This window comes from Inquilinus sp. CA228, assembly GCF_052078665.1.
Classification (GTDB): Bacteria; Pseudomonadota; Alphaproteobacteria; order DSM-16000; family Inquilinaceae; genus Inquilinus.
Genome location: NZ_JBQJIK010000082.1, coordinates 14332 through 37602 on the forward strand (window position 1 = coordinate 14332; position 23271 = coordinate 37602).

A 23271-nucleotide genomic window follows, 5' to 3' on the forward strand; every position below is an offset into this window, starting at 1 on the left:
CCCTTTTTTATATCGCGTTCTGAATTCTCGGCTTGGCGCCGCTCGCGGTCTGATGATCCGAAAACTTCTTGCGATCTGTCTATATTCTGGGCAGAAAAATGCAGAACGTTCAATGATTTTAAAGCGATGACTGGCGAACCCCGAACATACGATACTATGAGATTGGAATTTATTCCGGAGCAGAATCGAATTCATTTTGGTAAAATTCAGTTCTCGCCATGCCTTCCCTGGCAAGGTGTTGATGACATGGGAGGAACGGACGGCCATGATGCGCCAGGGAATGCTTCCGGGACGGATGCTTGGCGCCGAGTGGATTTGAGTTGAACGCCACAGAACGATCGGGCGCGCCTCGCCTGATGCAATGCCATGAATGCGGCCTGGGCCACGCCGTGCCGGTGCTGCCGGACGGCACCGCCGCACGCTGCGTGCGCTGCGGCGCCACCCTGCACCGGTTCCGCGCCAGCTCGCTCGACCACGCCTTCGCCTATGCCTGCGCCGGGCTGGTGCTGTTCCTGATGGCGAACTTCCTGCCCTTCCTCTCGCTCGAGATCTCCGGCCGGGTGCAGAGCGCCAGCCTGGTGACCGGTGTCTTCACCCTCTACCAGCAGGGGCTGTGGGAGTTGGCGCTGGTGGTGGCGCTGACCATGTTCGTCGCCCCCGGCCTGCGGCTCGGCACGCTGTTCCTGGTGCTGGGCGGCCTGCGCCTGAGGCGGCCACCGCGCTGGCTGCCGCGGCTGTACCGCTGGGCCGACCTGCTGGGCCCCTGGGCGATGATCGAGGTCTATCTCCTCGGCGTCTTCGTCGCCTATGTGAAGCTGATCGATCTCGCCACCGTCGTCGTCGGGCCCGGCCTCTATTCCGTCGGCGGGCTGATGCTGGCGATCATCGCCGCCGGCACCAGCCTGGACACCGAGACGGTGTGGCGGGCGTTCGAACGCCGCGGCCTGGTGCCGACCCCGCCGGCGGCCGATCCGCGCCGGCCGACCTGCCTGTGCCATGGCTGCGGCCTGGTCTCGAACCTGCCGCCCGGCGGCCATGGCGAGTGCCCGCGCTGCGGCGCCGCGCTGCACCGCCGCCGGAAGGAGAGCCTGACCCGCACCTGGGCGCTGGTGGTGACCGCGATCATCCTCTACATCCCGGCCAACCTGCTGCCGGTGATGACGGTGATCTCGCTCGGCAGCGGGGCGCCGGACACGATCATGAGCGGGGTGATCGAGCTGGCCGATTCCGGCATGTGGCCGCTGGCGGCGCTGGTGTTCTTCGCCTCGATCACCGTGCCGGTGCTGAAGCTGGCCGGGCTGATCTATCTGCTGGTCACGACCCAGCGCGGCAAGACGGGGCAGCTGCGCAACCGCACCGTGATCTACCGCATCGTCGAGGCGGTCGGCCGGTGGTCGATGATCGACATCTTCATGATCTCGATCCTGGTGGCGCTGGTTCAGCTCGGCGAGCTGGCGACGATCGAGCCCGGGGTCGGGGCCGTGTGCTTCGCCGCCGTGGTGATCACGACCATGATCGCGGCGATGGGCTTCGATCCGCGCCTGATGTGGGATGCAGCGGGGGAAAACCGTGACTGAGACCGCTGATCATTCCGGGCCGGCGCCGGCCGCGCCGCGCATCGACCGCAAGCGCCGGTTGTCGCCGATCTGGCTGGTGCCGATCGTGGCGGCGCTGGTCGGCGTCTACCTCGCCTGGATCACCTTCTCCGAGAAGGGGCCGACCATCACCATCAGCTTCCAGACCGCGGACGGGCTGGAGGCCGGCAAGACCCTGATCAAGCACAAGGAGGTGGTGTTCGGCACGGTCAAGAGCCTCGCTTTGTCCGAGGATCTGAGCCATGTCGAGGTCACCGCCGAGATGACCAAGGAGGCGGCACCGCATCTGCGCCAGGGCACCCGCTTCTGGGTGGTGCGGCCGCGGCTGTCGGCCAGCGGCGGGCTGACCGGCTTCTCCACCATCGTCTCCGGCGCGTTCATCGAGCTCGACCCCGGCCAGGGCGCCAGCGAGCGTGCCTACACCGGGCTGGAGGACCCGCCGGTGGTGCGGGCCGACATGCCCGGCACCGAGTTCCTGCTGACCGCCGACCGGATCGGCTCGGTCGGCGCCGGGTCGCCGATCTATTTCCGCGACGTCCAGGTCGGCCAGGTGATGGGCTTCGACTCCACGAATCTGGAGGCCGGGGTGACGATCCACGCCTTCATCCGCGCTCCCTATGACCGCCAGGTCTATCCCGCCACCCGGTTCTGGAACGCCGCCGGCATCTCGCTGACCACCGGGCCGCAGGGCCTGAAGCTGCAGCTCGAATCGATCCAGGCGGTGCTGGCCGGCGGCGTCGCCTTCGACACCCCCGCCACCGCCCGCACCGGCGAGCCCGCCAAGGCGGGCACCACCTTCCCGCTGTACAAGGACCAGACCAGCGTCGAGGAGGCGCAGTACACGATCCGCCTGCCCTATCTGGTCTATTTCGACGGCTCGGTCGGCGGCCTGGCGCCCGGCGCCGCGGTCGAATGGCGCGGCATCAAGGTCGGCCAGGTCACCGATGTCCGGCTGCAATACGACGTCGCCCAGGACCGGATGCGGATCCCGGTGGTGATCGAGCTGGAGCCGCAGCGAATCGAGCTGGTCGGCACCGACCCGGGCTTCGGCGCCGGCAACGCCATCGCCGACTTCGTCCGGCGCGGGCTGCGGGCGCAGTTGAAGACCGGCAACCTGATCACCGGCCAGATGGTGGTGACGCTCGACCTCTATCCCGACGCCGCCCCGGCGGAGCTGGGCATGGGCGACCGCTATCCGGTGATCCCGAGCGTGCCGGGGCAGCTGGACAGCGCCATGCGCTCGATCAACGGCATCCTCGACAAGGTCTCGGCGCTGCCGCTCGACCAGCTGATCCAGCAGGCCAACGCCACGCTGAAATCCTTCGAGACCCTCGCGGCCGCGCCGGAGATCACGGATTCGCTGCGCTCGCTGGCCGGCACCCTGGCCTCGACCCAGCAGCTGCTGAGCCAGGCCAACACCGATCTCGGCCCGGTGATCGAGAAGCTGCCGCCGCTGCTGGACGCGGCGCAGCAGGCGGTGCGGCGGCTGAACGGCACGCTCGGCTCGATCACCCAGGGCTACGGCGCGGATTCGACCTTCAAGCGCGACCTGACCCGGCTGATGAGCCAGGTCGACGACACGCTGCGCTCGGTCCGCGTCCTGACCGACTATCTCGAGCAGCACCCCGAGGCGCTGATCCGGGGCAAGACCGAAGGGTTCAACTGATGATCCTGTCCCGCCGCGCCGCCCTCGCCATCCTGCTGGCCGGGACGGCCGCCTGCTCCTCGACGCCGCCCAAGGTCTACACCCTGGTGACGGTGCCGGGTGCCTCGGTCGGGGGGCGGCCGGTGACGGCCTCGGTGGCGCTGGTCGACATCCCGAAATATCTCGACCGGCCGCAGATCGTCCGCCGCTCGGGCGTGGTCCAGCTCGGCGTCGACGAGTTCGAGCGCTGGGGCGAGCCGCTGGCCAACATGGTGCAGCGGGTGCTGGCCGACGACCTGACGGCGCGGCTGCCGGCCGGCTCGGTCGTCACCACCAGCCGGACGCTGTCCGGCGACGAGGCCCAGACGGTGGAGCTGGCGCTCGGCCGCTTCGACCCGGACGCCGACGGCACCGTGGTGCTGGAGGCGCAATGGCGGGTGCGGCGCAAGGCCGGCGGCCGAGCCAAGACCGAGACCGCCCGCATCACCCGCCGCCCGGCCGACGACAGCATCGCCGCCGAGGTCCGGGCGATGAGCGACGCGCTGGGCGAACTCGCCGACCGCATCGCCCAGGGGATGCGTTAGCGGCCGACCAGCCGCTGCAGGTGCTCCGGGTAGCGGGCGCCCTGCACCGCGATGCCGGAGAGGGCGTCGTCGATGTCGCGCAGCTCGTCGGCGGTCAGCTCGACCGCGGCGGCGCCGACATTCTCCTCCAGCCGGTGCGGCTTGGTGGTGCCGGGGATCGGCACGATCCAGGGCTTCTGCGCCAGCAGCCAGGCGAGCGCGATCTGGGCCGAGGTCACCCGCTTGCGGGCGGCGATGGCGCCGAGCAGGTCGACCAGGGCCTGGTTGGCCTTGCGCGCCTCGGCCGAGAAGCGCGGCACGATGTTGCGGAAGTCGCCGCTGTCGAAGGTGGTGCTGTCGCTGATCGCGCCGGTCAGGAAGCCCTTGCCCAGCGGGCTGAACGGAACCAGGCCGATGCCGAGCTCCTCCAGCACCGGCAGCACCTCCGCCTCCGGCTCGCGCCACCACAGCGAGTACTCACTCTGCAGCGCCGCGACCGGCTGCACCGCATGGGCGCGCCGGATGGTCTGCGCCCCGGCCTCGGACAGGCCGAAATGGCGGACCTTGCCCTCCCGGATCAGGTCCTTGACCGCCCCGGCGACATCCTCGATCGGCACATTCGGATCGACGCGGTGCTGGTAGAACAGGTCGATGACATCGGTGCGGAGCCGCTTCAGCGAAGCCTCCGCGACCTCGCGGATATGCTCCGGCCGGCTGTTCAGGCCGCGCTGCGCGCGGTTGTCCGGATCGATGTCGAAGCCGAATTTGGTGGCGATCACCACCTGGTCACGGACCGGGGCCAGCGCCTCGCCGACCAGCTCCTCATTGGTGAAGGGGCCATAGACTTCCGCGGTGTCGAAGAAGGTGACGCCGAGGTCGACGGCCTTGCGGATCAGCGCGATCCCCGCCGCCGTCTCGACCGCCGGGCCGTAGCCGAAGCTGAGCCCCATGCAGCCGAGCCCGAGGGCCGACACTTCGAGGCCGCCGCGGCCCAGTTTACGCTTCTGCATGTCTTTCTCCATTGAATGGGCCCGCTGCCGGTCAGATGTCCTGCCGGGTCGGCCGGAACAGGATCTCGTTGATGTCGACGTCGTCCGGCTGGCTCATGGCGAAGGCCACCATGTTGGCGAAGGAGTCGGCGGGGATGGCGACGCTCTCGTAGAACGAGCGAATGCCCTCGGCGACGTCCGGCTCGGTGATGCTGTCGACCAGCTCGGAGGCGACCGCGCCCGGCGAGATCACGGTGGTCCGGATGTCGTAAGGCTTGACCTCCTGCCGCAGCCCCTCGGAGATCACCCGCACCGCCGTCTTGGTCGCGGCGTACACGGCGCTGCCGGGGCGCACCTTGTGGCCGGCGACCGACGAGACGTTGATGATGTGGCCGCTGCGCTGCGCCTTCATGTGCGGCAGCGCGGCGGCGATGCCGTAGAGCACCCCCTTGAGGTTCACATCGATCATGCGCTCCCAGTCCTGCACCTTGCCGCGTTCGAGCGGCGAGTGCGGCATCAGCCCGGCATTGTTGACGATCACGTCGATCCGCCCGTGCAGCTGCACCGCCCGGTCCACGAGATGCTGGACCTGCTCGAACTTGGTGACGTCGGTCTGCACGGCGGCGTCACCGCCCAGCGCAAGCGCCTCCGCCAGCGCCTGCAGCCGCTCCAGCCGCCGCGCGCCGAGCACCAGCCTGGCGCCGTCACGGGCAAGGCGGCGGGCCGTGGCTTCCCCCAGCCCGCTGCTGGCCCCGGTGATGACGACCACCTTGCCTGCGATGCCTTCTGTCATCGGTGTCTCTCCAGTGCGCCGCTCCGAGGGCTCCGCTCTCGACTGATCGGGAATCTGGTGAACGCAGCGGCATGCGATTAGATGGTAGAATTGGCATGGACCTATGAAGGGTGCTCATGAATGCCGCGCGAGAACCTGAATGACCTCCTCGCCTTCCTGGCGGTCGCGCGCGAGCGCAGCTTCACCCGGGCCGCGGCGCAGCTCGGCGTGTCGCAGTCGGCGCTGAGCCACACCATCCGCGGGCTGGAGGAACGGCTCGGCCTGCGGCTGCTGACCCGGACCACGCGCAGCGTCGCCCCGACCGAGGCGGGCGAGCGCCTGATCCTGAGCATCGGCCCGCGCTTCGAGGAGATCGAGGCCGAGCTGGCGGCGCTGAGCGCGCTGCGCGACAAGCCGGCCGGCACCGTGCGCATCACTGCGGGCGAGCATTCGGCCGACACGATCCTGTGGCCGGCGGTGGCGAAGCTGCTGCCGGACTATCCGGACATCCGGGTCGAGATCATCGTCGACTATACCCTCACCGACATCGTCGCGGAGCGCTACGACGCCGGCGTGCGCCTCGGCGAGCAGGTGGCGAAGGATATGATCGCGGTGCGCATCGGCCCGGACATGCGCATGGCGGTGGTCGGTTCGCCGGCCTATTTCGCGCGGCGGCCGCCGCCACGGACGCCGCAAGAGCTGACGGCCCACAACTGCATCAATATGCGCCTTCCCACCTATGGCGGGCTGTATGCCTGGGAGTTCGAGCGCGACGGGCGCGAGCTGAAGGTGCGGGTCGAAGGGCAACTGGTGTTCAATACCGGCGCCCTGCGGCTGAACGCTGTGCTGGACGGGCTCGGCCTGGCCTATATGCCGGAGGACCAGGTGCGGGAGCACGTCGCGGCGGGGCGGCTGGTCCATGTGCTGGAGGAGTGGTGCGCGCCCTTCCCCGGCTATCACCTGTATTATACGAGCCGCCGGCAATGCTCCCCGGCCCTGTCCCTGCTGATCGACGCGCTGCGCTATCGGGGGTAGCCACGCCCCCATTGATGAGCCCGATCGATAGCTCCTTGCGGTTTCCGGCCCCTAATCGCCAGCCGCCGCCCCGCCCATCTCCGGGACGACCGAACGTCCGAAGAAGGGTGACCGATGAAGCTGTTCGCCGCCACGCTCGCCATGCTGTCCCTGGCCGCCTCGGCCCAGGCGGAGCAGCGGAAACCGGCCCCCCGCGTAGCCCCGGCCGATGTCCGGGCCGTCGCCCCGGCCCTGGCCGACTATACCGACGAGATCCTGTTCGCGGATCTCTGGGCGCGGCCCGATCTCGCCCCCCGCGACCGCAGCATCGTCACCGTCGCGGCGCTGGTCGCCGGCGGCCACACCCGCCAGATGACGGGCCATTTCAACCGGGCGCTGACCAACGGGATGACGCCGCGCGAGATCACCGGGATCATCACCCATCTGGCGTTCTATTCCGGCTGGCCGAACGCGATGTCGGCGGTCGGCGTCGCCAAGGAGGTGTTCGACAAGCGCGGCATCGGGCCCGACCAGCTTACACCGCCTTCGGACGAGCCGCTGCCGATCGACGAGGCCGCGGAAGCGCGGCGCGCCGCCGCCGTCGAGGCCATGGCCGGCGCCGTCGCCCCGGCCCTCGCCGGATACACCAACGGCGTCCTGTTCGGCGACCTGTGGCGGCGCGACGACCTGACGCCGCGGGACCGCAGCCTGGCGACGATCGCCGCCCTGATCGCGGCCGGCCAGGCCGAGCAGCTGACCTTCCACCTGAACCGGGGGATGGACAACGGCTTGACCCGGGCGCAGTTGTCTGAGGTCATCACCCATCTCGCCTTCTATGCCGGCTGGCCCAGGGCGATGTCCGCGATCCCGGTCGCCAAATCGGTGTTCGAGGCGCGCGGGCTGCCGCCGGGCGAGGGTCCCGAGACGCAAGGGAGCACGACATTGGACATCGTTCGCCACGATTCGACCCCCGCCCAGCCCGGCCCGGCGGAGTATTTCACCGGCACGGTCCGGATCGCCTCCCGCTTCCAGCGCACCGATCCGGCGCGGGTCGGCGGCGCCATCGTCAGCTTCGAGCCCGGCGCCCGCACCGCCTGGCACACCCATCCGCTGGGCCAGACGCTGATCGTCACCGCCGGCCAGGGCTGGATCCAGCGCGAGGGCGGGCCGGTCGAGGAGATCCGCCCCGGCGACGTGGTCTGGATCCCGCCGGGCGAGAAGCACTGGCACGGCGCCACCGCGACCACGGCCATGACCCATGTCGCCGTCTCGGAGTCGTTGAACGGCAAGAGCGTCGACTGGCTGGAGCACGTGACCGACGCGCAGTACGGGGCCCGGTGATCGCCGCAACGGCGGGCCGGCCGCACTGATCCAGAAGGAACATCGGTTATAGACAGCTTGGGGAGCGGACGCCTCGTCGCGTCCCGCTCCCTTTGCCGTTCCGGAGCACCAGGAACTGCCACGACGCGACTCCCGTTCACCACGACAGAAGCCACTGTCGGGAGGGTGGGCAATGCCCGCACAGGCACTTCGGTCGCGTCGGCAAATCCACGACAACCCGCCCGGACCGCGACGCCAGCCGCGCCACCTCTACGCCATTCCGGCCGGGCCCGAGGCGATCCCGCCCGCCTTCCTGAGCGCCATTCTTCCGCATGTCGCGCGGATGGGGTTCGGCCACGTCATGATCGCGGCGTCACCGGAGTCCTGGGGGTCGTCCGGGCTGGATGCCGTCGTCGCGGCCTGCCGCGGCCATGGGCTCGGCGTCGTCCTCGACCTGGCGGGCCGGATCGTGCCTGCGGGCGCGGGAGGCCGGCAGGCCCCGCCGGACGATGAGCCGCCGGACCCGCGTCGGGCGCCGGACCGCGGGGACGTGGTGCTGCGCAAGGATGCCGGGCTGGCGCGCGCGCTGGCGGCCCTGGTGAAGGCCGGCATCGGCGGCTTCGTCTGCGGCGTTTCCGATGCGGCCGAGGCGCGGCAATGGGCGGGCGTCATCACCCGCACCCGCCAGGAGACCGCCGACATCTGGTTCGGCGCCTGGGGCGACCCGGCGGCGGACCAGATCCTGCTGCGGGACAGCGGCTTCGATGCCACTCTCTCCGCCGCCGGGCTGCTCGACAGCTGGAGGCGGTCGCCGCCCGATCTGGCGGCGCCGGTCTTGCCGGCCATCACCACCCCCGAGCCGGCCGCGGGGCCGCGCCTGGCGGCCGTCGTCCGGCACCCGGCGCTGCTGCGCCGCGCCTATCGGCGGTCGCTGCGGCTGGCCGCCGCCGCGGGCGACGGGCTGCTGCTGCCGATGGGCTTCGAGCTCGCCGCCCGCGAGACCCCGATCGGCACGGCCGAAGCGGAGCTGCGCTGGGCCCGCGAGACGGCGCCCTTCGACCTCAGCGAGGAGATCGCGGTCACGATCGCGGCGCTGGGCCGGCCGGACGGCAAGGCTGCCGCGCTGCGCCGCCTGACCGGCCCGGAGGCCACGGTGGTCGCTTTGCTGCGCACCGCGGCCGGCGCGGCGCCGGACCGGGCCGAGCTGATCCTGGCCAACACCGACCTGCACCGCCCCGCCACGCTGCAGCCGGCGCCGGTGCTGCGTGGCGTCGGCGGCGAGTTCGGTCCATTCACCGACAAGCTGGGCCCGGACAAGCTGGGTGGGGCGCCGGCCGGGCTGGACGGCCCGGTCACCCTCGACGCCGGCGAGACCCGGGTGCTGGAGGCGCCGCGCGCGGCGCCGGTCGCCGCCGCCCCGTCGCGCGTCGCCGAGCTGGACCTGGGTCGCGCGGTGCGTGCGCCGCGGGTGGCGATCGAGGCGGTCTCCCCCTCCCCCGGCCAGCCCCGCTTCCCGGTCAGGCGCACTGCCGGTGAAAGCGTCCGGGTCGAGGCCGATGTGATCACCGACGGCCACGAGATCACCGCCGTCGCCCTGCTGTGGCGGCCGGAGGACGAGCCCAGTTGGCGCGAGCAGCGCATGGCGCCGGCCGGCAACGACCGCTGGGCGGGCGAGTTCCCGCTGGAGCGGATCGGGCGCTACCTGTTCGCCGTCGAGGCCTGGCGCGATGTGTTCGGCACCTTCCTGTCAGATTTGCGCAAGAAGCAGCTGGCCGGGCTGGACCTGACCGTCGAGATCGAGGAAGGCCGGCTGCTGGTCGAGCGGGCGCGCGACGCCGCCCGCGGCAAGATCCGGGCCGAGCTGGAGGCGCTCGGCTTCGCCGAGGCCGCGCCGGCGGAGCGGCTGGCGCAGCTGCAGGCGCCGGAGACGGCGGCGCTGATGGCCAAGGCCGACCGGCGGCCCTTCGCGATCCGCCAGGATCCGCCGCAGGCGGTGGATGCCGAGCGTCGCGCCGCCGGCTTCGCCAGCTGGTACGAGCTGTTCCCGCGGTCGCAGAGCGGCGACCCCAGCCGGCACGGCACCTTCGACGACGTGATCCCGCGGCTGCCGGCGATCCGCGCCATGGGCTTCGACGTGCTGTACCTGCTGCCGATCCACCCGATCGGCCGGAAGAACCGCAAGGGCCGCAACAACAGCCTGACCCCCGGACCGGACGACCCCGGCAGCCCCTACGCCATCGGCTCCGACGAGGGCGGCCATGACGCGATCCACCCCGAGCTCGGCACCATCGAGGATTTCCACCGGCTGCGCGACGCGGCGGCGGAGCACGGGCTGGAGCTGGCGCTGGACTTCGCCATCCAATGCGCCCCCGACCACCCCTGGCTGCGCGACCATCCCGGCTGGTTCGGCTGGCGGCCGGACGGGACCATCCGCTACGCCGAGAACCCGCCGAAGAAGTACGAGGACATCGTCAATGTCGAGTTCTATGCCGAGGCGGCGCTGCCGGAGCTGTGGCGGACTCTGCGCGACATCGTCGCCTTCTGGGTCGGCGAGGGCGTGCGGCTGTTCCGGGTCGACAACCCGCACACCAAGCCCTTCCCGTTCTGGGAGTGGCTGATCGCCGACATCCGCAGCCGCGACCCGGGCGTGGTCTTCCTGGCCGAGGCGTTCACCCGGCCGAAGGTGATGTACCGGCTGGCCAAGATCGGCTTCTCGCAGTCCTACACCTACTTCACCTGGCGCAACAGCAAGGCGGATCTGACCAGCTACCTGACCGAGCTGACCACCACCGCGCCGAAAGACTTCTTCCGGCCGCACTTCTTCGTCAACACGCCGGACATCAACCCCCAGTTCCTGCAGACCAGCGGCCGCCCGGGCTTCCTCATTCGCGCCGCGCTGGCGACCACGCTGTCCGGCCTGTGGGGCATGTATAACGGCTTCGAGCTGTGCGAGGCGCAGGCCGTCCCGGGCAAGGAGGAGTATCTCGACAGCGAGAAGTACCAGCTGCGCGCCTGGGACCTGGACCGGCCCGGCAACATCATCGCCGAGATCACCCGGCTGAACCGGATCCGCCACGCCAACCCGGCGCTGCAGACCCATCTGGGCCTGACCTTCTACAACGCCTTCAACGACAGCATCCTCTACTACGGCAAGGCGACGCCGGACCGCGGCAACGTCCTGCTGATCGCGGTCAATCTCGACCCGCACCGGCCGCAGGAGGCCGATATCGAGATCCCCCTGTGGGAATGGGGCCTGCCGGACGACGGCGCCCTGGCGGCCGAGGACCTGATGACCGGCCGCGAGTTCACCTGGCACGGCAAGATCCAGCACATCCGCCTCGACCCTGCCCTTCCCTTCGCGATCTGGCGCGTCCGACCGGCGCAGGAGGTATGACATGCTCAAGCGCTCCCCCGCCCCCGGCTTCGAGGACCCGACCTGGTACAAGGACGCGGTCATCTACCAGCTGCATGTGAAGTCGTTCTTCGATGCCAACGACGACGGGATCGGCGACTTCAAGGGGCTGGTCTCGAAGCTCGACTACATCGCCAGCCTGGGCGTCGACACGCTGTGGCTGCTGCCCTTCTACCCCTCGCCCCGGCGCGACGACGGCTACGACATCGCCGCCTACACCGAGGTGCATCCGGATTACGGCACCATGGCCGATGCGCGGCGCTTCATCGCCGAGGCGCACCGCCGCGGCCTGCGCGTGATCACCGAGGTGGTGATCAACCACACCTCGGACCAGCACCCCTGGTTCCAGCGGGCGCGGCGGGCCAAGCCCGGCTCGGCGGCGCGGAACTTCTACGTCTGGTCCGACACCGACCAGGCCTATGCCGGCACCCGGGTGATCTTCTGCGACACCGAGATGTCGAACTGGACTTGGGATCCCGTGGCCGGCGCCTATTTCTGGCACCGTTTCTATTCGCACCAGCCGGATCTGAACTTCGACAACCCGCGGGTGCTGGCGTCGGTGCTGCGGGTGATGCGGTTCTGGCTCGACCTCGGCGTCGACGGGCTGCGCCTCGACGCCATCCCCTACCTGATCGAGCGCGAGGGCACCTCGAACGAGAACCTGCCCGAGACTCACGCGGTGCTGAAGCAGATCCGGGCCTATCTCGACGCGCATTACCCCGGCCGCATGCTGCTGGCCGAGGCCAACCAGTGGCCGGAGGACACGCAGGAGTATTTCGGCCGCGGCGACGAATGCCACATGGCGTTCCACTTCCCGCTGATGCCGCGGATGTACATGGCGATCGCGCGCGAGGACCGGTTCCCGATCACCGACATCCTGCGCCAGACGCCGGAAATCCCGGAGACGTGCCAATGGGCGATCTTCCTGCGCAACCATGACGAGCTGACGCTCGAGATGGTGACCGACAGCGAGCGCGACTATCTGTGGGAAACCTACGCCGCCGACCGGCGCGCCCGGATCAATCTCGGCATCCGCCGCCGGCTGGCGCCGCTGCTTGAGCGCGACCGCCGGCGCATGGAGCTGATGAACAGCCTGCTGCTGTCGATGCCGGGGACGCCGGTGCTGTACTACGGCGACGAGATCGGCATGGGCGACAACATCCATCTCGGCGACCGCGACGGCGTGCGCACGCCGATGCAATGGTCGCCCGACCGCAACGGCGGCTTCTCCCGCGCCGATCCGGAGAAGCTGGTGCTGCCGGCGATCATGGATGCCCTCTACGGCTTTCCAGCCGTGAACGTCGAATCCCAGTCCCGCGACCCGCATTCGCTCTTGAACTGGACCCGCCGAATGCTGGCGCTGCGCCGCCGGCACCGCGCCTTCGGCCGCGGCACGCTGCGCTTCCTTTATCCCGGCAACCGCAAGATCCTGGCCTATCTGCGCAGCTTCGAGGACGAGACCATCCTGTGCGTCGCCAACCTGTCGCGCGCGCCGCAGGCGGTGGAGCTCAACCTCGCCGATTTCGAGGGCCGCTCGCCGGTCGAGATGACCGGCGACACAGTGTTCCCGCCGATCGGCCAGTTGACCTATCTGCTGACCCTGCCGCCCTATGGCTTCTACTGGTTCCATCTGCACGCCGATGCCGAAGCGCCGCGCTGGCACCAGGAACCGCCGGAGCAGATGCCGGAATTCGTCACCCTGGTGCTGCGCGACGGCTTGGCCGACGTGCTGTCGCCGGCGTCGCGGCAGATCCTGGAGGGCGAGAGCCTGCCGGCCTATCTGCCGAAGCGCCGCTGGTTCGCGGCCAAGGACCGGCGCATCGACACGGTCCGCATCGCCAAGGCGACGCCGCTGCCCGGGACCGAGCTGATGCTGGCCCAGGTGGAGGCGACCGCCGGCGGCACCACGGATTGCTACCAGGTGCCGCTCGGCATCGCCTGGGAAGACAACGGGCTGCCGGCGCTGCAGCAGCAGCTGGCTGTCGCCCGGGTCCGGCGCGGCCGCCGCGTCGGCTTCCTGACCGACGCCTTCTCGCTGCGCGACCTGCCGCTGGCCCTGATCGACGGGCTGCGGACCGGCCGCACGCTGCCGACCGAGGACGGTGAGATCCGGTTCCGGCCGACGACGCGGATGGAGGGGTTCGAGCTGCCGCCGGATATCGAGATCCAGTGGCTGGCGGCCGAGCAGTCGAACAGCTCGCTGGTGCTCGGCGACAAGCTGGTGCTGAAGGTGATCCGGCGGATTCGCCCCGGCATCCATCCCGAAGCCGAGATGGGCCGCCACCTGACCGAGCATGGCGCCACCAACATCGCGCCACTGTTCGGCGAGGTGGTGCGGATCGGTGCCGACGGCGAGCCGCGGACCCTGGCGATCGTCCAGGGCTTCGTCCGCAACCAGGGCGACGGCTGGAGCTGGAGCCTGGACAACCTGCGCCGGACGGTCGACGAGATGACCCTGGCCGAAGGCGGCGCGGACAGCGAGGGCTTCGCCGACGAGGCCGGCTTCGCCGCGGCGATCGGCCGGCGGCTCGCCGAGATCCACACCGTGCTGGCCCAGCCCTCCGACGATCCGGCCTTTGCGCCCGAGCCGGCGGATGCCGCAGCGGTCCGCGGCTGGATCGAGGAGGCGCGGGTCGAGATCGACGGCGCGATCGCCACGGTCGCCGCGCTGCGCGACTGGCCGGATGCCGCGACCGAGGTGGCGGCGAAGCGGCTGCTGGCCGGCCAGGACGGGCTGGCCCGGCTGGTCGAGCGTCTGGCCGCCGCCGGGCGGGGGTCGCTGCAGACCCGGGTCCATGGCGACTTCCATCTCGGCCAGGTGCTGGTGGCGCAGGGCGACGCCTATCTGATCGATTTCGAGGGCGAGCCGACCCGGCCGATCGCCGAGCGCCGGCACAAATCGAGCCCGCTGCGCGACGTCGCCGGCCTGCTGCGGTCGATCGACTACGCCGCGGCGACGGCCGACGACGCCACGCACGACTCCATCCCCGAGGCGATGCGGGAACAGCGCTCCGCCCTGCTGCAGCGGTATCGCGCCGAGGCGTCGCAGGCCTTCCTCGCCGCCTATCGCGAGGTCGCCCGGGCCGCACCGCATCCCTGGGCGACGCCGGAGGCGGAGGCGGCGCTGATCGCCCTGTTCTCGCTGCAGAAGGCGGCCTACGAGATCCGCTACGAGGCGGCCAATCGCCCCGGCTGGATCGGCCTGCCGATCCGCGGCCTGGCCGCCCTTCTCGACCAGCTCGCCGTCGAAGCGAAGGTTCTGACCCATGCCTGATGTCGCATTGCCGACCGGCCTCGATTCCGCCGCCCTGGACGCGATCGCGGCGGGGCGCCATGGCGATCCCTTCGCGGTGCTCGGCCCCCATCCGACCGGGGACGGCACCGCCGCGGTCCGCGCCTGCCTGCCGAACGCCGTCGGGGTCGAGGCGGTGGCACGGGCGGACGGGCGCCGCCTGGCGACACTGAAGTTGATCCACCCGGCCGGGGTGTTCGCCGGCTTGCTGCGGGAGGACGAGCCCTATCTGCTGCGCGTCACCTGGCCGGGCGGCGCGGTGCTGGAGACCGAGGACCCCTATGGCTTCGGGGTGCTGCTGGCGGATACCGACCTGCGCGCCCTGGCCGCGGGCGATCCCGAGGCGGTGCGGCGCTGCCTGGGCAGCCGGGTGGTGACGATCGACGGGGTCGAGGGCACCCGCTTCGCCGTGTGGGCGCCGAATGCCAGCCGCGCCTCGGTGGTCGGCGAGTTCAACAGCTGGGACGGACGGCGCCACCCGATGCGGCTGCGCCATCACGGCGGGGTGTGGGAGATGTTCATTCCCCGCGTCGCCGACGGTGATCTCTACAAGTTCGAGCTCGTCGACCGGAACGGCCATGCGCTGCCGCAGCGGGCCGACCCGCTGGCGCGCGAGACCGAGCCGCCGCCGCGCACCGCCTCGGTGGTGCCGCTGCCCCTGCCCTTCCGCTGGACCGACGGCGAGTGGATGCAGGGCCGGGCGGAGCGGCAGACCGCCTCGGCCCCGGTCTCGATCTACGAGCTGCATGCCGGCTCCTGGCTGCATGGCGAGGACGGACGGCCGCTCGGCTGGGACGGGCTGGCGGAACGGCTGGTGCCCTATGTCGCCGGCATGGGCTTCACCCATCTCGAGCTGATGCCGATCACCGAGCACCCGTTCACCGGCAGCTGGGGCTACCAGCCGCTCGGCCTGTTCGCCCCGACCGCCCGCTTCGGGCCGCCGGAGGCCTTCGCCCGTTTCGTCGATGCCTGTCATCGGGCGGGGATCGGCGTGCTGCTGGACTGGGTGCCGGCGCATTTCCCCGGCGACGCCCACGGGCTGCACCGCTTCGACGGCACCGCCCTTTACGAGCACGAGGATGAGCGCGAAGGCTTCCACCGCGACTGGAACACCTGGATCTACAATCTCGGCCGCACCGAGGTGGTCGCCTTCCTGCTGGCCAGCGCGCTGGAATGGCTGGACCGCTACCACATCGACGGGCTGCGGGTGGATGCCGTGGCCTCGCTGCTGTACCGGGACTACAGCCGCAACCCGGGCGACTGGATCCCCAACGCCCATGGCGGGCGCGAGAATCTGGAGGCGATCGCCTTCCTGCGCCGGCTGAACACGCTGGTCGCCGAGCGCCATCCCGGCGCCGTGGTGATCGCCGAGGAATCGACCGCCTGGCCCGGCGTCACCGCGCCGGAATCGGAGGGCGGCCTCGGCTTCTCGTTCAAGTGGAACATGGGCTGGATGCACGACACGCTCGGCTACATGGCGCGCGACCCGATCCACCGCAAACACCACCACAACGCGATGACCTTCGGCCTGCTCTACGCCTTCAGCGAGCGCTTCATGCTGCCGCTGTCGCATGACGAGGTGGTCTACGGCAAAGGCTCGCTGCTGGGCCGCATGCCGGGCGACACCTGGCAGCGCTTCGCCAATCTGCGTGCGTATTTCGGCTTCATGTGGAGCTCACCGGGCAAGAAGCTGCTGTTCATGGGCGGGGAGTTCGGCCAGGAGCGCGAGTGGAACCATGACGCCCAGCTGGACTGGCACCTGCTCGACGACCCGCTGCATCGCGGCCTGCAGCGCCTGGTGCGCGACCTGAACCGGATCTACCGGGCCGAGCCGGCGCTGCACCGGCGCGATGCCGAGCCCGCCGGCTTCGCCTGGACCGTGGCCGACGACGCGGAGGCCAGCGTCTTCGCCTATCTGCGGCTGGGCGCGGAGGGCGACCCGTCGATCCTGGTCGTCTGCAACTTCACCCCGGTGGCGCGGCCGGACTACGGCATCCGGGTACCGCACGCCGGGCAGTGGCGGGAGATCCTGAGCACCGACGCGCGTGTCTATGGCGGCGGCGGCATCGCCGCCGAGAGGCCGGCCGTGGCGATCCCCGAGGCGGAGGGCCGCGACCGGCTGGTGATCTCCCTGCCGCCGCTCTCCACCACCGTGCTGCGCGGAGAGTGAACTCTCTCAGAGCACGAAATCCGCGGCCGCGAGCGGGTGGTCGGAGACGACGTTGACGGCGAAGTCCTGCACCCTGTCGCCGTTGACGTCGGCATAGACCACCTGGGTGCCTCCGGACGTCACCACCCGCAGCTCTGCGCCCGCGCCGGTGAAGGCGCCGGTGCCGAAGCTGAAGGCGGTGTTGCCGTTGGCCGGGTTGCCGTCGGCGTCGATCGCCGACAGGTCGATGCGGTCGCCGGTCGCGAAGTCGGTGATGGTGTCTTTGCCGAGGCCGGAGATCGCGCTGTCGGAGACGGCGGCGTAGACGAAGCGGTCGTTGCCGGCGCCGCCCTTCAGCACGTCGCCCCCGCCGCCACCCCTAAGCACGTCGTTGCCGTCCAGGCCCCACAGCGTGTTGGCGAGAGCATCGCCGGTCAGCGTGTCGGCGAAGGCCGAGCCCAGCACCTGCTCGATGCCCGAGAAGCTGTCGCCCTCGGCGGTACCGGTGGCCAGGCTGACGGAGACCCCGGTCGCCGAGGCGGTGTAGCTGATGGTGTCGATGCCGGCACCGCCGACCAGGGTGTCGGCCCCGGTGCCACCGTCGAGCACATCATTGCCGTCGCCGCCCTCGAGCCGGTCGTTGCCGGCACCGCCGACGAGGTTGTCGTTGCCGGCCTCGCCGAAGGCCTGGTCGTTCTCGCTGCCGCCGTCGACGGAGTCGTTGCCGACGCCGCCATGGATGGTGTCGACGCCGGCGCCGCCGATGAGCCGGTCGTTGCCGATGCCGCCTTCGAGGCTGTCATTGCCGGCCTCCCCGGACAGGGAATCGTCGCCGCCATTGCCGACGAGGGTGTCGGCGCCGTTGCCGCCGCCGAGGATGGTGCGGCCGCCATCGCCGGTCAGATGGTCGTCGAAGCTGGACCCGAACAGGTTCTCGATGCCGGTCAGCCCATCGCCCTGGGCGTCGCCGCCCGAAGCGGTGTGGGCCAGCAGGTCGACCGTCACAGCCGCGGCGGAGCCGCGGTAATCCGCCTGGTCGATGCCGGTGCCGCCGTCCAAGGCATCGGCCCCGGCCCCGCCATGCAGGGCATCGTCGCCAGCGCCGCCGGTGAGGGCGTTCGCCCCGGCCCCGGCGGTCAGCCGGTCCGCCAGCGCCGACCCGACCAGATTGTCGATCCAGAACAGCGTGTCGCCTTGGGCATCGCCGCCGAGGCCGGTGCCGGAGATGAGATCGACCGTGACCCCCGCGGTCGAGGCGGAATAGTCCGCCGTGTCGACGCCGACACCACCGGAGCCTCCGGGGAAATCGCCGTAGAGGCGGTCGGCGCCGGCGCCGCCGACCAGCACGTCATCGCCGGTGTCTGTCAGAAGATCGCTGTCGCCGATGAGAGTGTCGTCGCCGGCGCCGCCGACCAGCCTGTCATCACCCATTTCGCCTGCAAGCACATTCCCGCCACCGTCGCCGATCAGGGTGTCTTCGAAAGCGGAGCCGTCCACGCCTTCAATACCGGAGAGCGTGTCGCCTTCGGCATCGCCGCCATGGCCGGTGCCGAGCGACAGGTCGACCGTCACCGCGACCGCGGAGCCGATGTAGGAGGCGACGTCGAGAACGCCGTCGCCGCCGACCAGATGATCGGCGCCGCCACCCCCGAACAGGCCGTCATTCTCCGCGCCGCCGGTGAGGGTGTTGTCCGCGGCGTTGCCGGTCAGTTGGTCGCGGAAGGCGGAGCCGGTGAGGTTTTCGATGCTCGTCAGCGTGTCGCCCTCGGCGTCGCCGCCGAGGCTGGTGCCGAGCGACATATCGACCCTCACCGCGACCGACGAGGCGGAATAATCCGCCGTGTCGACGCCGACACTGCCGTTCAGCGCGTCGGCGCCGGCCCCTCCCGCCAACACGTCGTTGCCGGCCCCACCGTGCAGGAAATTCGCCGCGCCGTCGCCGGTCAGGGTGTCGGCGAAGGCGGAGCCGGTGGCTCCTTCGATGCTGGTGTAGACGTCGCCCTGGGCATCCCCCTGGTTGATGCCGGTCTGCAGGTTGACGACCACGGCGGCGGAGGCGTTGTCGTAGCGGGCGAGATCGAAGCCGGCGCCACCGTTGAGCTGGTCGGCGCCCGCCCCGCCATAGAGGCTGTCGCCGCCGGCACCGCCGGTGAGCACGTCGTTCGCGACCGAGAAGGAGATCAGGTCCACCGAGGTGCTCGCGCCCAGCCCGCCGGCGTTGAGCGTCACGGTGCCGCCCTGGGCGGTGCCCTGGACCGTGAGGGTCACCGCGCCGGTGATGTTGGCGTCATAGAAATCCTGGCCGATGGTCAGGTTGACGCTGCCGGTGGCCTGGGCGTTGACGACGTTGAAGCCGGTGATCCCGGCATAGCCGGTCAGGGCCAGGACCAGATTGCCGGCGATGCCGAAGCCGAGGATGGCTCCGACCGCCCCGGTCACCGTGTCGGTGGTGTCGAAGAAGGCGAGATTGTTGACGATGGCGAATTCGCCGGCGCCGACCGAGCCGGTCTCGGGCCCGTCGACGGAGAAGGTGTAGTTGGCCATGACGTGCCTCCCTGGGTTGTTGCGCGGCGGCGGCCCTAAAGCACGAAGTCGCCGGCGGTGAGGGGGTGGTCGGAGGTGACGTTGATGGCAAAGTCGGAGACCTTGTCACCATTGACGTCGACATAGACCACTTGGATCTCGCCGGCCGTCACCACCCGCAGTTCCCCGGCATTGCGGGTGTAGTCGCCGGTGCCGAAGGTGAAGGCGGTGTCGCCGTTCGTGGAGTTGCCGTCGGCGTCGATCGCCGACAGGTCGATCTTGTCACCGGTCGAGACGTCCCGGATCGTGTCCTTGCCGAGGCCCGAGGCCGCGCTGTCGGACAGCGCAGTGTAGACGAAACGGTCCGCCCCGGCGCCGCCCTTCAGCGCGTCGCCGCCGCCGCCCCCGGTCAGGACATCCCCGCCACCCATGCCCCACAGGGTGTTGGCGGCGGAGTCGCCGGTCAGCGTGTCGGCGAAGCCCGAGCCCATCACCTGCTCGATGCCGGAGAAGCTGTCGCCCTCTGCCGTGCCCGTGGCGAGGCTGACGATGATTCCGGCGGCGGAGGCGGTGTAGCTGATGGTGTCGATGCCGGCACCGCCAACCAGCGTGTCGGCCCCGGCACCGCCGTCGAGCGCATCATTGCCGTCGCCGCCCTCGAGCCGGTCGTCGCCGGTGCCGCCGGCGAGGCTGTCGTTGCCGGCCTCGCCGAAGACCTGATCGTTCTCGCTGCCGGCGTCGACGGAGTCGTTGCCGATGCCACCACGGATGGTGTCGACGCCGGCGCCGCCGATGAGACGGTCGGCGCCGTCGCCGCCGTCGAGGCTGTCATTGCCGGCCTCCCCGGACAGGGAGTCATCGCCACCATTGCCGGCCAGCGTGTCGGCGCCGTTGCCGCCGCTGAGGATGCTGCGGCTGCCGTCGCCGGTCAGCCGGTCGTCGAAGCCCGACCCGATCAGGTTCTCTATCCCGGTCAGCACGTCGCCCTGGGCGTCGCCGCCCGAGGCGGTGTGGGCCAGCAGGTCGACCGTCACCGCCGCGCCCGAGCCCCGGTAGTTGGCGGAGTCGGACCCGTCGCCGCCGACCAGCGCATCCGCCCCGGCCCCGCCGCGCAGGACATCGTCCCCGGCTCCGCCATCGAGCCCATTGGCGCCGGCGTCGCCGGTGAGCTTGTCGGCCAGGGCCGAGCCGCTGAGGTTCTCGATCGTCGCCAGCGTGTCGCCCTGGGCGTCGCCGCCGAGGGCGGTGCCGAGCGACAGGTCGACCGTCACCCCGGCCGCCGACCCCGCATAGCTGGCCGTGTCGATGCCGGCGCCGCCTCTCAGCGTGTCCGCCCCGGCGCCGCCGCGCAGCGTGTCCGCCCCGGCACTGGGGTTGCCGAGGCCGAAGCCGAGGATATCGTCGCCGGCCCCGCCGATCATCAAGGACGTCCCCGTCGTCTCCGTGATGAGCTGGATCGGCCGGCTGGCATCCAGGCCGCTGGCGTCCAGGACGACGGTGCCGCCCGTGGTGGACTGGCCCGCAAGCCAGACATCTGTCGTGGGCGCGCGGTTCGCGTCGTAGAAATCCGCGCCGATGGTCAGGCCGACGGTCCCAGTGGCGGTGGCGAGCACGAAGCCAAATCCGGTGATCCCGGCATAGTCGTCCAGGTCGAGCACCAGATCCCCGGGGATGGTGTCGAACAGCAGTATCGAAGTCACGCCGCCGGTGACGGTGTCGTCCGTGTCGAAGAAGGCGAGGTTGGTGATGGTGCCGATCTCTTGTTGGCCGACCGTGCCCGTCTCCGGGCCGTCGACGGTGAAGGTGTAGCCAGCCATGACGTGACTCCTTGGTGGGTTTGGTGTTGCGGCGCTGTCGTTCAGCCCTTGTCGATGAAGAAGGCGCTGCCCTGGGCCAGGGCCTGAAAGCTGTCGTAGGCCATCCACATGTGGCCGCCGCTGCCGCCCCATTCGGTGCCCCAGCCGGGACCGAAGCTGTTGCGCAGCAGTACGGCGCCCAGGCCGTCGTCATAGCCGACGACCAGCAGGCAATGGCCGGCGCGGCCGCCATCGGCCCGGGTCAGGATCCGGCCGGCGCCGACATAGGGCACCGGGCCGGCGAAGCCGTAGGATGGGAAGTCGGCATGGAGCGAGAGGCCGCAGGCCAGCGGCACGCCGCGGGCGATCAGGGCGCGCAGCGCGTCCAGCCCGGCCGCACCGGTGATGCCGATCTGGCCCGCCCCGGCGATGCTGAAGGCGTAGTCGGAGACCAGCTGGGTGCCGCCATAGGCCCGCCAGGCCGCCTGGCAATGGCTGTGGCCGGGCTTCGGCACCGGCGCCGGCGCCTGTTCGAGCGTCGGTGCGCCGTCATTGGCGAGCAGGAAGTCGAAGCACCAGGAGATCAGCCCGCCGCGGCAGAGGCCGGGCCGGCCGCCGGTCTGCTCCAGGATCTTGATGTAGGGGTAGTGCGGGCTGGCCTGCAGCGCCGGCTCGGTCGGCGCGCGGCGGGCGACGCGGGCCGCCTTGTGCGTGGCCAGGCCGTAGATCACCGTCCAGGCGACGCTGCTCGGCGTCGTCTGGGTGCCGACCGGCGGCAGCCAGGCCGGGTCGACCGCGGCCCGCACCGGCAGCCGCTCCGGCACCGCCGGGATCACGATCGGGCACGCCTCGACCGAGTCCGGATCGTAGCCGTAATCGAGGCTGGCATGGATGTCGTCCATGGCCGAACGATACGGCGGCGCCCCCGCGATTCCGTGACGGATGCATCACCGATTGCCGGTTTGCTAAAATTTTCCCATCATCCGCCGCCGCCCGGACAGCCGGGCGGCCCGCTGTTGCGGGAGGGCCGGGGATGCGGGCATTGGGTCGGCAGGACGACACCGGAGACCTAGACGCGTCCGACACGCCGCCGGCCGCGGGGCTGGTCCTGCGCCGCCGCCTGTTCGATCTGCTGGACCGGGCGCCGCCGCAGACCCTGCTGTGGGTCACGGCCCCGCCCGGCGCCGGCAAGACCGCGCTGGCCGCCGCCTGGGCCGAGACGCGCTGGCGCCAGGCCGACGGCGCCGCGGTGCTGTGGTACGCGGTCGAGGAGACCGACGCCGACCCGCTGCGCGTCTTCGCCACGCTCGGCGGCTTCCTGGGCCTGGCGCACGGCTTCGGCGCCGACATCCCGCCGGAGCCGACGCCGCAGGCCTTCGCCGCGATCGCCGGGGCGGTACGGCGCTGGCTCGACGCAGCCCCGCCCGCCCGGCCGGCCGGCCCTCGGCTGATCGTCTTCGACGATGTCCACCATGTCCCGCCCGAGGCGGTGACGATCGCCCTGCTGCCGGTCCTGGCCGCGGCGCTGCCGCCGGCTGACCGGATCCTGTGCCTGTCGCGGCTCGACCCGCCCGACCCGGTCGCCGCGCCGGCGCCGATCATGGACCTGCGCGTCACCGCCGACGAACACCCGGATTTCGCGCGCGACCTGCCGGGCGGCCGCGACCTGACGCAGGAGCTGTTCCTGGCTGGCCTGCGCCGGGCCGGCGGCTGGCTGCCCGGCGTCCTGGCGGCGCTGTCGCCCGCCCTGCTGCAGGCCGGCATGGCTGGGGGGAATGACGCGGCGGACCGACGCGTGCTGCTGGCCACGGCGTTCCTGCAGGAGGGCGGCGCCGCCGAATGGGCCGAGCTGGGCGGGGCCGAGGCGCCGGCGCTGCTGGACCGCCTGGCCGGCGCCGGCAGGCTGGTGTCGCGCCTGCCGGACGGGGCCTTCCGCAAGCAGGACGCCTTGCAGGTGGCGCTGGAGCAGGCGGCCGGAGCGGAACTGCCGACGCCGGCGCTGAACCAGGCCCGGATGGGGGCGGCCCGGCTGCTCGGCCGGCGCAGCGAGGTGCTGCCGGCCGCACGGCTGCTGCTGGCAGCAGGGGCCGGGGACGAGGCGCTGGAGCTGGTGCTGGACCAGGCGGCGGTGATGTCTTTGGCCGGGCGGAATCGCGAGTTGCGCGACGCGATCGAGCTGTTCCCGGCCGAGATCGTGGCCC

Annotated in this window: 14 protein-coding genes; 9 read left to right on the forward strand and 5 right to left on the reverse strand. The window is 71.0% G+C overall.

Features of this window, described 5'->3' with window-relative positions; genetic code table 11:
• Nucleotides 1–320: 320 nt before the first annotated feature.
• The 3 genes from ACTOWL_RS30950 to ACTOWL_RS30960 are packed head-to-tail and all read left to right on the forward strand — an operon-like array spanning nt 321 to nt 3824.
• The gene (locus tag ACTOWL_RS30950) at nt 321–1577 is read left to right on the forward strand and encodes a paraquat-inducible protein A (protein ID WP_441325138.1); all 1257 of its coding nucleotides are present in this window, start codon (nt 321–323) and stop codon (nt 1575–1577) included.
• Nucleotides 1570–3261: a PqiB family protein gene (locus ACTOWL_RS30955; RefSeq protein ID WP_441325139.1), complete on the forward strand. Its 1692-nt coding sequence runs from the start codon at nt 1570–1572 to the stop codon at nt 3259–3261. Before ACTOWL_RS30950 ends, ACTOWL_RS30955 begins: the two co-directional genes overlap by 8 nt.
• Entirely contained in the window at nt 3261–3824 is a 564-nt protein-coding gene (locus ACTOWL_RS30960; RefSeq protein ID WP_441325140.1) for a PqiC family protein, read from the forward strand. Before ACTOWL_RS30955 ends, ACTOWL_RS30960 begins: the two co-directional genes overlap by 1 nt.
• On the opposite strand, the gene ACTOWL_RS30965 is transcribed toward ACTOWL_RS30960, so the two are convergent.
• Both ACTOWL_RS30965 and ACTOWL_RS30970 read right to left on the reverse strand, forming a co-directional pair.
• Nucleotides 3821–4813 (reverse strand): aldo/keto reductase, encoded by a 993-nt coding sequence (locus ACTOWL_RS30965; RefSeq protein WP_441325141.1) that lies wholly within the window; start codon nt 4811–4813, stop codon nt 3821–3823. The two genes, ACTOWL_RS30960 and ACTOWL_RS30965, sit on opposite strands and share 4 nt — an antisense overlap.
• Before the next feature lie 31 nt (nt 4814–4844).
• The gene (locus ACTOWL_RS30970; RefSeq protein ID WP_441325142.1) at nt 4845–5585 is read right to left on the reverse strand and encodes an SDR family oxidoreductase; all 741 of its coding nucleotides are present in this window, start codon (nt 5583–5585) and stop codon (nt 4845–4847) included.
• Between the two features lie 120 nt (nt 5586–5705).
• On the opposite strand from ACTOWL_RS30970, the gene ACTOWL_RS30975 reads away from it, so the two are divergent.
• The 5 genes from ACTOWL_RS30975 (at nt 5706) to glgB (ending at nt 16772) form a co-directional block, all read left to right on the forward strand.
• On the forward strand, nt 5706–6599 hold the full coding sequence (locus tag ACTOWL_RS30975) for a LysR family transcriptional regulator (protein WP_441325143.1): 894 nt from the start codon (nt 5706–5708) through the stop codon (nt 6597–6599).
• Nucleotides 6600–6713: 114 nt separating this feature from the next.
• On the forward strand, nt 6714–7919 hold the full coding sequence (locus ACTOWL_RS30980) for a (R)-mandelonitrile lyase (protein ID WP_441325144.1): 1206 nt from the start codon (nt 6714–6716) through the stop codon (nt 7917–7919).
• A 172-nt stretch (nt 7920–8091) separates the two neighbouring features.
• Nucleotides 8092–11292 (forward strand): maltotransferase domain-containing protein, encoded by a 3201-nt coding sequence (locus ACTOWL_RS30985; RefSeq protein WP_441325145.1) that lies wholly within the window; start codon nt 8092–8094, stop codon nt 11290–11292.
• A gap of 1 nt (nt 11293) precedes the next feature.
• Nucleotides 11294–14584 (forward strand): maltose alpha-D-glucosyltransferase, encoded by a 3291-nt coding sequence (gene treS / locus ACTOWL_RS30990; protein ID WP_441325146.1) that lies wholly within the window; start codon nt 11294–11296, stop codon nt 14582–14584.
• Nucleotides 14577–16772, forward strand: coding sequence for a 1,4-alpha-glucan branching protein GlgB (glgB, locus tag ACTOWL_RS30995; RefSeq protein ID WP_441325147.1), 2196 nt, complete (start codon nt 14577–14579; stop codon nt 16770–16772). Before treS ends, glgB begins: the two co-directional genes overlap by 8 nt.
• A 6-nt stretch (nt 16773–16778) precedes the next feature.
• On the opposite strand, the gene ACTOWL_RS31000 is transcribed toward glgB, so the two are convergent.
• From ACTOWL_RS31000 to ACTOWL_RS31010, 3 genes are read right to left on the reverse strand one after another with little or no spacing between them, the layout of a single operon-like run.
• Nucleotides 16779–19295, reverse strand: coding sequence for a beta strand repeat-containing protein (locus ACTOWL_RS31000; RefSeq protein WP_441325148.1), 2517 nt, complete (start codon nt 19293–19295; stop codon nt 16779–16781).
• A 35-nt stretch (nt 19296–19330) separates the two neighbouring features.
• Complete coding sequence (locus ACTOWL_RS31005; protein ID WP_441325149.1) at nt 19331–21091, reverse strand: calcium-binding protein; 1761 nt, start codon at nt 21089–21091, stop codon at nt 19331–19333.
• Between the two features lie 41 nt (nt 21092–21132).
• Nucleotides 21133–21972: a hypothetical protein gene (locus ACTOWL_RS31010; RefSeq protein WP_441325150.1), complete on the reverse strand. Its 840-nt coding sequence runs from the start codon at nt 21970–21972 to the stop codon at nt 21133–21135.
• 131 nt (nt 21973–22103) lie between these two features.
• Between ACTOWL_RS31010 and ACTOWL_RS31015 the strand changes: the two genes are divergently transcribed.
• Nucleotides 22104–23271: hypothetical protein (locus ACTOWL_RS31015; RefSeq protein WP_441325151.1), on the forward strand; the 1168-nt coding region annotated here is incomplete at its 3' end.

Excerpts from the sequence above, each read along its gene's own strand:
- ACTOWL_RS30975 (WP_441325143.1), top strand. The coding sequence starts at position 5,706 with ATGCCGCGCGAGAACCTGAATGACCTCCTCGCCTTCCTGGCGGTCGCG.
- ACTOWL_RS30980 (WP_441325144.1), top strand. The coding sequence starts at position 6,714 with ATGAAGCTGTTCGCCGCCACGCTCGCCATGCTGTCCCTGGCCGCCTCG.
- ACTOWL_RS31000 (WP_441325148.1), bottom strand. The coding sequence starts at position 19,295 with ATGGCCAACTACACCTTCTCCGTCGACGGGCCCGAGACCGGCTCGGTC.
- ACTOWL_RS30965 (WP_441325141.1), bottom strand. The coding sequence starts at position 4,813 with ATGCAGAAGCGTAAACTGGGCCGCGGCGGCCTCGAAGTGTCGGCCCTC.
- ACTOWL_RS30970 (WP_441325142.1), bottom strand. The coding sequence starts at position 5,585 with ATGACAGAAGGCATCGCAGGCAAGGTGGTCGTCATCACCGGGGCCAGC.
- ACTOWL_RS30960 (WP_441325140.1), top strand. The coding sequence starts at position 3,261 with ATGATCCTGTCCCGCCGCGCCGCCCTCGCCATCCTGCTGGCCGGGACG.
- glgB (WP_441325147.1), top strand. The coding sequence starts at position 14,577 with ATGCCTGATGTCGCATTGCCGACCGGCCTCGATTCCGCCGCCCTGGAC.
- ACTOWL_RS31010 (WP_441325150.1), bottom strand. The coding sequence starts at position 21,972 with ATGGACGACATCCATGCCAGCCTCGATTACGGCTACGATCCGGACTCG.
- ACTOWL_RS31005 (WP_441325149.1), bottom strand. The coding sequence starts at position 21,091 with ATGGCTGGCTACACCTTCACCGTCGACGGCCCGGAGACGGGCACGGTC.
- treS (WP_441325146.1), top strand. The coding sequence starts at position 11,294 with ATGCTCAAGCGCTCCCCCGCCCCCGGCTTCGAGGACCCGACCTGGTAC.
- ACTOWL_RS30985 (WP_441325145.1), top strand. The coding sequence starts at position 8,092 with ATGCCCGCACAGGCACTTCGGTCGCGTCGGCAAATCCACGACAACCCG.